The sequence below is a fragment of the Sporosarcina luteola genome (assembly GCF_007991495.1).
Lineage (GTDB): Bacteria > Bacillota > Bacilli > Bacillales_A > Planococcaceae > Sporosarcina > Sporosarcina luteola.
Genome location: NZ_BJYL01000023.1, coordinates 93,580 through 100,526, shown reverse-complemented (window position 1 = coordinate 100,526; position 6,947 = coordinate 93,580). Strand labels below are relative to the sequence as shown.

The following is a 6,947-nucleotide window of genomic DNA, read 5'->3' as shown; positions in this document are numbered from 1 at the left end:
TCAGCGCTGATGAAGTGGCGGATGTGTATTGGATGACGCCTGAAGAGGTGTATGGGAATCCTGATGCTGCGGATTATTTGAAGGATTATATCCGAAAAGCGGAAGACGTTCGTTTGAGTGGTATTTCGGTGTATCTATCGATTGAGTCATTTGGACGGCTGTCCTAATTGTTCGGGAATAAAGCTGGGAACACGAACGTGTGTGTGATAAAATGAAAGAGTAATAGAATAGGTGACTCAAGGATGATCGGCCATTTTCCCGTGAAGGGCAATCTAAGTGCGCGACGTCCTGTCGCAACGATTGCATGACCTACCTCCTGTAGGCCAGAGGTGGTCGATGTGACAGTATTTGAAACACTAATGCTCGTATTTACTTTCGCAGCACTAGTCGTAGCCATATTGTCATCAAACGACAAAAAATAATCCATCCTTGAGTTGATCGCTCGTGTAGGATGGATTTTTCATCTCTGTGCCGATCCCCTTTGGGAACCTACGCTATTATATTGACCGTTCAAGGTGCAACTTGGGCGGTCTTTTTTATTTTATTCAGTTTCTACCTTTATTATACGTATCCTATTCGATTTGTTCAAGTCGTTGGGAACAATGGAGGCTCAAAATGAGTAAAAGAATGAGAAGAGGATTTTCATACATTATGTCGAATGTAGAAGTATTCAAGAAAAGGGGGGAATTGGAATGGGAGAATTAATGAAAGACAAAGTGGGGATCATAACTGCGGCAGGAAATGGCATTGGAAGAGCTAGCGCAATAGCCTTTGCGGAAGAGGGAGCAAAGGTTGTTGTTTCTGATGTGAGTGAAGAGGCAGGGCAGGAAACTGTGCGGATGATTAAGGAAAAGGGTGGGGACGCAATATTCATTTACTGTAATGTCGCTGAAGAGCAGCAGATCATTGATTTGGTGAAGCGAACTGTTGAACATTATGGCCGTCTTGATTGGGCCCATAATAATGCAGGCATTGGGGCTCCGTCTAAGCCGATTGCAGAAACGGAGACGGCTGATTGGGACCGTTGTATTCAGGTTACGCAAACAGGTTTGTATTTATCGTTGAAGCATCAAATCCCAGCGATGCTGGAATCGGGTGGGGGAGCGATTGTCAACACGGCTTCGACGTCGGGATTGCTTGGTTCGGAGAATTTGGCTACTTATAGTGCGGCGAAATGGGCAGTGAATGGTCTGACGAAATCGGTGGCGCTTGAATACGCTAAAAAGGGAATCCGCGTCAACTCAATTTGTCCTGGTATGACGCTGACAGCTGCTGTGGAGTCTTGGGCGAAAGAAGTGCCTGAACAGGCGAAATACGTTGAAAATGATATTCCGCTAGGTCGTATGGGGCGTCCTGAAGAACAGGCGCAAGCTGCGGTTTGGCTTTGTTCGGATAAAGCTTCCTATATCACTGGAGTGAATCTTGCTGTTGACGGTGGGCAAACTGCGAAATAGATTGGATTATAAGGAAGTCAATCGAATTTACATTTGATTGGCTTTTGTTCTTGTTGCTGTACTTTCTGTCCGATGTATCAATAGACACAGGTACTACTAACTGTTTCAGTGAATGTTCGGTTATAAAACTAGGAATACGAACATATGTGTGGTAAAATGAATGTGTAATAGAATAGGTGACTCAAGGATGATCGGCTATTTTCCCGTGAAGGGAGGTGGTCGCTATGACAATATTCGAAGCACTAATGCTTGTATTCACTTTCGCAGCGCTAGTCGTAACACTCTTGTCATTTCACCATAAAAAATAACCCATCCTTGAGTTAGAGGCTCATTTAGGATGGATTATTTTATCTGCTCGCCGATCCCCAAAGGGACCCTACTATTACATTGACCGTTCAATGCGCAATCATTGGGCGGTCGCCTTTTTACTATATTCACTGTCTACATTAAGTATACATGTTTACATCCCTTCATTCAACCAAATGACAACCGCAGGACATGTGTTTATAAGGTATGTAATCAAGTTGGTTTCAACAGGAGTCGTTCACGTATATAATATGTATGTGTAAGGTAAGTCGTGTCAATGACGATCAATACCGAATGAGCAGCGGGGAATATAGGGTGAAAGGGAGATGTTTATGATGAAAATAGAAGTGAGCGACCAGGCAATACATTGGTTTAAAGAGGAAGTAGGACTGGAAGAAGGAAATAAAGTCCGATTCTTTTCAAAGATTTATGGATCAAGCCCGGTTCAAGAAGGATTTTCACTCGCCTTTACGATAGACAATGATTCGAAAAATGCTGCCGTGCAAACAGAGTCGGATGGCATCACTTTTTTCGTGGAGGAGCCGGATTTATGGTTTTTTAACGGCCACGATTTGTTTGTAGGTTATAACGAAGCCCTTGATGAAGTGGAATACAAATATAGTAAATCCTAATATGAAAAACAATCCATCCATTGGGCTGAAAGGATGGATTGTTTTTAAATAGAATTAAATCGTCACTTCTTCATTCAAAGCTAGAGCTTGTTGCAACGAACTCAACTGCTCTCCATTCAACGGAATCATCGGCAATCGCACGCCACCTACTGGAATTCCTTTTAAGTTCAGTGCCGCTTTTACGGGTGAAGGGTTCGGAGCGGCAAAGAGTGCTTTCATCATCGGCAGCAACCTGCGATGATTCGCCGCCGCTTCCAGGATATTGCCTGTCTTGAAGTTTCGAATCATCGTTTGCATTTCGTTCCCCAATACATGGGATGAAACCGAAACGACTCCCGTCCCGCCAATCGATAAGATTGGAATCGTTAACCCGTCATCTCCGCTATATAATGAAAAACCTGGTGGGGTGCGTTCGATAATTTCAGCGATTTTCTCCAAATCGCCGCCCGCCTCTTTGATGGCAACGATATTTGGTATTGCTGAAAGACGTACGACTGTATCAACATCGATTGTCACGGCAGTGCGCCCTGGCACATTGTAGAGCATGACCGGTAAAGAGGTGGCCGCCGCGATTGTCTTGAAGTGCAGGTACATTCCTTCTTGGCAAGGTTTGTTATAATACGGAGCGACGAGCATGACGCCGTCAACACCTACATCCTCTGCCAGCATTGTCAGTTCAACCGATTCCCTAGTACTGTTCGAACCTGTTCCAGCAATGACCGGAACCCTTCCATTTACAACTTCCACAGTGAATTTAAATAACTCGACTTTTTCCATGTTCGTCAACGTTGGGGATTCTCCCGTCGTACCTGAAACAACTAAGCTATCCGATCCATTGGCGATTAAGTGATTGATCAAATTCCTTGTAGCCTCAAAGTCAATTTCCCCGTGCGTGTCGAAAGGAGTTACCATTGCTGTTGCAATTTGTCCGAAATTCATTGATTCTCCACATCCTGTCTTTTATTTTGGTAAATAAATTAGAGGGAGAAGGGCAGTTGATAAATGAACGCAAAAAGCAGCAACGAGGGATCGTTGCTGCACTGAAATAAAAGGAATTATTTCTTTGCAAGATAGCCCTCCATATAGTTACCTATATGACAGTTCTGGACTTATTCAACCCAGAACCAGCTTCGAGAAGATGAGATTCTCTCCACTTCGGCAAATTCCCCTTTCCACAGTCTTCATAGGATCTCATTATCCTCTGACTGTGTACTGATGGTCTTTGCGCCTCTATCCTTACTTCAAAACTTGCGAAATAAGATAATTTTAAATTACTGTAACTTTACATGGTATCCGTTGCAATTGCAAGTGAAACAAGAAAATAAAATGAATTCCAGCGCATTAATACTTTTTCTTAACGATGTCTTGCCAATTTGGAGGTAATTCGTACGTTTTAATGTGCTGAAACTTCTCCAGTTTGACGTTACCCGGTGTGATGGTGAAAGTTAGATGATCCATTCCAACTGGATTATGCGGGCCGACAACAGGAGTGACTTCAACGGTCACTGAAAAAATGTATCCCCGGTAATGGTTCGTCCTCTCCATGTTTAAAATCTTAATTTGATAAGGGTATACTAATGGGTTTACTGTAAGATACTCTGCATAGTAGTGGTTAACCGCATTTTGAATATCCGGCAAAAGCAACGATAGGAATAAGTCCATCACAAGTTCTTCTTTTGACCTTTCAGGTGGCTGATAATAATCTTCTTCTGCATATGTTGGGAACGGAAACAGAAGGAACAGCGACATAAAGCCAGAGAGGAACCAATGACATTTCAATTTAAGCGCCTCCTTTTACTACTATTTTGCGTAGAAAAGGATGATTCATGACGACCAAGTATTTCAAGTAGACGTGCTTTGACTTACTGCAACGTTCATTCAGCTTGCTTGACTGTGACTTTCCCAACACCGATATCGATTTTAATATCAATGATAACATCCGCATCTGCATAGGCTTCATTCACATAGACCTCATTCCCTTGGCTGATGAAGCCTTTTGCATCCAGCCCTCCAATTCCTTTGGAGACTTTCAATTTGGCGCCCGTCTCTTTTGGCAGAATGAGGGTTACGTCTCCAACGCCCAAATCGAGATCGGCGGTAAAGCCTTTGCTCCAATTGCCACTCAGGTCGATAGTGGATTCTCCTACACCGCCGTCGATTGAAAGGCTGCTTAGCTGGATGCCATCCAATTCAAGTGTAGAATTAGACACGCCCATTTCGACGTCCAAATCGACTGGGATATCGTTTGTCAATTGAAGATCCCATTCATTCTTCAAATTACGTTCTTTAAAGCCTAGTATTCTCTTTGATCCCTGTTTAATATCGACAAAGCCAACATCTCTTCGTTGCTTATATTTCACTTTCGGTTCTAGTCTCTTATGATTATAGTTCGCGTTTCCGCTCATCCATTCGGTAGAACCTCCGGTAATGAGCAAGTCGCCAATACCGAACTCAACTGCCACATTCAACGCCTCGACATTGTCTCTTTCTACCAAAATCTCACTTCCGCTCGTCTTCGCCAACCATTTGTTATAACCGTAAATACCGATAATGACGACAAAACCTGATAGTAGCGCGGCCCCTAATAATTTATTCATAGTCAATCCCCTTCTGCCTGATTTCTTTCTATCATACCGTATTCCCGTTCATAATCTACCAGTCCTGTGTTTGATTTTTCAGTAAGCCTTAAGACTGAGAGGCAGAAATACGAACCGTGGATAGTTCACATGTTTTCGCCTGTCCTTTAATACATTGGATAAAAGACGTGGCGGGAGGATGAGCGATTGAAACGGGTAATCTTATTCACAGTCGTGTTCGTAGTCGGCATTGTGTTAGGGATTATGATGACAGTTCTGATGGAGTCGTTATGATCCGCATAGGGTTCATGTAAAGGTGGCTCCGCGCAGGGCCATCTTTTTTGAATCGCGTCATTAGGAGTCTGTTCATTTTAAGATTCCCGCATCCTCTATTACTTTATTCGAATAAACATTCTTTGATTCGGCGGAATAAGGGTATACTTAAAGAGATGAATTTGGTGAACGTCATACTGAAAGAAAGAAGTGAAAACGATGACAAAGACCGATACTATCGGATGGAATATTGAAAATAGCTACGCGCGTCTGCCGGAAGCTTTTTACGCGGAAACGTTGCCGGAGTCTTCGCCCTCGCCGGAATTGGTCGTGTTGAACTATCCGCTTGCGGAGCAGCTCGGGCTGGATGCGAATATGCTGGAAGGCAAAGAAGGTATTGAGCTGTTTGCCGGGAATCGTACTCCTAAAGGTGCAAAGCCGATTTCTCAAGCCTACGCGGGACATCAGTTCGGACACTTTACGATGCTTGGGGATGGACGGGCTGTGTTGCTTGGGGAGCAGATTACACCGGATGGCAAGCGGGTCGATATCCAGTTGAAAGGATCGGGTAGGACACCTTTTTCCCGTGGTGGCGATGGTCGCGCAGGTCTAGGTCCGATGTTGCGCGAATTTATCATCAGTGAAGCAATGCATGCCCTCAGAATTCCAACTACGCGGAGTCTGGCGGTTGTTGTGACAGGGGAACCGGTCTACCGGGAAGATACACTGGAAGGCGCAATTTTGACGCGTGTCGCTGCGAGCCATCTACGGGTCGGCACGTTCCAGTACGCTGCTGCTCGGCAAGTCGTTCCGGATTTGCAAATTTTGGCGGATTACGCGATAGAACGGCATTATCCGGAAGTAACGGGGGACCCAAATCCTTACGAGTCGTTGCTTCAAAAAGTAATTGAACGGCAAGCTTCGTTAATTGCCAAATGGCAGCTCGTCGGTTTCATTCACGGGGTTATGAATACAGATAATATGACAATCAGCGGTGAGACGATCGATTATGGACCGTGCGCATTCATGGAAACTTATGACCCTGCGACCGTGTTCAGTTCGATTGATCGGGATGCACGCTACGCTTATGGCAATCAGCCCGGGATAGCCGAATGGAATCTTGCCAGGTTTGCGGAAACGCTTTTACCTTTATTGCATGACGAGCAGGAACAGGCGATTGCTATTGCGGAGCAGGAGCTGTCGAAGTTTGCAAAGCTCTATCATACACATTGGATGGCAGGGATGCGTGCAAAACTAGGCATTTTCAATGAAGAGCAAGAGGATGTTCGCTTGGTGAAGGATTTGTTACAGTTGATGAAAAACAGCGGAGCGGATTATACGAATACATTCCGCGCGTTGACGCTGGATCAGTGGGAAGGGCTCCCGATGTGCAAGGCGTCTGGGTTTGACGAATGGCTCGATCGCTGGGTAAAAAGACTTTCACGACAACCGCAATCAGATGAAGAAGCTAAACAATTAATGCAACAAACAAATCCAGCGGTGATCCCGCGCAACCACCGTGTGGAAGAGGCATTGAAGGCTGCGGTAGATGGAGACTTCAGCGTCATGGAAAAACTATTGGAAGTGTTAGCGGATCCATTCGCATATAGCAAAGAACAAGCTGAATACACAGAGCCATCCACTTCGACAACGCCATATCAGACATTTTGCGGCACATAAGAAGAAGGATCCGCAGCATTGCGCTG

The 6,947-nt window shown here is 44.7% G+C and carries 8 protein-coding genes and 1 riboswitch; of the genes, 5 read left to right on the top strand and 3 right to left on the bottom strand.

The window, feature by feature from the left end; translation table 11 throughout:
* Positions 1 to 329: 329 nt before the first annotated feature.
* From SLU01_RS18460 to SLU01_RS09385, 4 genes are all read left to right on the top strand, one after another.
* Positions 330 to 422: a putative holin-like toxin gene (locus tag SLU01_RS18460; protein WP_373866405.1), complete on the top strand. Its 93-nt coding sequence runs from the start codon at positions 330 to 332 to the stop codon at positions 420 to 422.
* A gap of 270 nt (positions 423 to 692) precedes the next feature.
* Complete coding sequence (locus tag SLU01_RS09390; RefSeq protein ID WP_147057609.1) at positions 693 to 1,454, top strand: glucose 1-dehydrogenase; 762 nt, start codon at positions 693 to 695, stop codon at positions 1,452 to 1,454.
* A 224-nt stretch (positions 1,455 to 1,678) separates the two neighbouring features.
* The gene (locus SLU01_RS18455; protein ID WP_373866407.1) at positions 1,679 to 1,762 is read left to right on the top strand and encodes a putative holin-like toxin; all 84 of its coding nucleotides are present in this window, start codon (positions 1,679 to 1,681) and stop codon (positions 1,760 to 1,762) included.
* A gap of 333 nt (positions 1,763 to 2,095) precedes the next feature.
* Positions 2,096 to 2,392, top strand: coding sequence for a HesB/YadR/YfhF family protein (locus tag SLU01_RS09385; protein ID WP_147057607.1), 297 nt, complete (start codon positions 2,096 to 2,098; stop codon positions 2,390 to 2,392).
* Between the two features lie 54 nt (positions 2,393 to 2,446).
* Here SLU01_RS09385 and dapA read toward each other — a convergent pair whose 3' ends face one another.
* The 3 genes from dapA to SLU01_RS09370 form a co-directional block, all read right to left on the bottom strand.
* Positions 2,447 to 3,331, bottom strand: a complete 885-nt coding sequence (gene dapA / locus SLU01_RS09380) for a 4-hydroxy-tetrahydrodipicolinate synthase (RefSeq protein ID WP_147057606.1) — start codon at positions 3,329 to 3,331, stop codon at positions 2,447 to 2,449.
* A gap of 124 nt (positions 3,332 to 3,455) precedes the next feature.
* Positions 3,456 to 3,633: riboswitch (Lysine riboswitch) on the bottom strand.
* 100 nt (positions 3,634 to 3,733) lie between these two features.
* Positions 3,734 to 4,171 (bottom strand): DUF3888 domain-containing protein, encoded by a 438-nt coding sequence (locus SLU01_RS09375; RefSeq protein ID WP_147057604.1) that lies wholly within the window; start codon positions 4,169 to 4,171, stop codon positions 3,734 to 3,736.
* Positions 4,172 to 4,266: 95 nt separating this feature from the next.
* Positions 4,267 to 4,989, bottom strand: a complete 723-nt coding sequence (locus SLU01_RS09370) for a toast rack family protein (protein ID WP_147057602.1) — start codon at positions 4,987 to 4,989, stop codon at positions 4,267 to 4,269.
* Positions 4,990 to 5,460: 471 nt separating this feature from the next.
* Between SLU01_RS09370 and SLU01_RS09365 the strand changes: the two genes are divergently transcribed.
* Positions 5,461 to 6,921, top strand: a complete 1,461-nt coding sequence (locus SLU01_RS09365; RefSeq protein WP_147057600.1) for a protein adenylyltransferase SelO — start codon at positions 5,461 to 5,463, stop codon at positions 6,919 to 6,921.
* Positions 6,922 to 6,947: the final 26 nt, after the last annotated feature.

What these genes read in the sequence shown, in the direction of transcription:
- SLU01_RS09390 (WP_147057609.1), top strand. Translation starts at nt 693, where the DNA reads ATGGGAGAATTAATGAAAGACAAAGTGGGGATCATAACTGCGGCAGGA.
- SLU01_RS18455 (WP_373866407.1), top strand. Translation starts at nt 1,679, where the DNA reads ATGACAATATTCGAAGCACTAATGCTTGTATTCACTTTCGCAGCGCTA.
- SLU01_RS09385 (WP_147057607.1), top strand. Translation starts at nt 2,096, where the DNA reads ATGAAAATAGAAGTGAGCGACCAGGCAATACATTGGTTTAAAGAGGAA.
- dapA (WP_147057606.1), bottom strand. Translation starts at nt 3,331, where the DNA reads ATGAATTTCGGACAAATTGCAACAGCAATGGTAACTCCTTTCGACACG.
- SLU01_RS09370 (WP_147057602.1), bottom strand. Translation starts at nt 4,989, where the DNA reads ATGAATAAATTATTAGGGGCCGCGCTACTATCAGGTTTTGTCGTCATT.
- SLU01_RS09365 (WP_147057600.1), top strand. Translation starts at nt 5,461, where the DNA reads ATGACAAAGACCGATACTATCGGATGGAATATTGAAAATAGCTACGCG.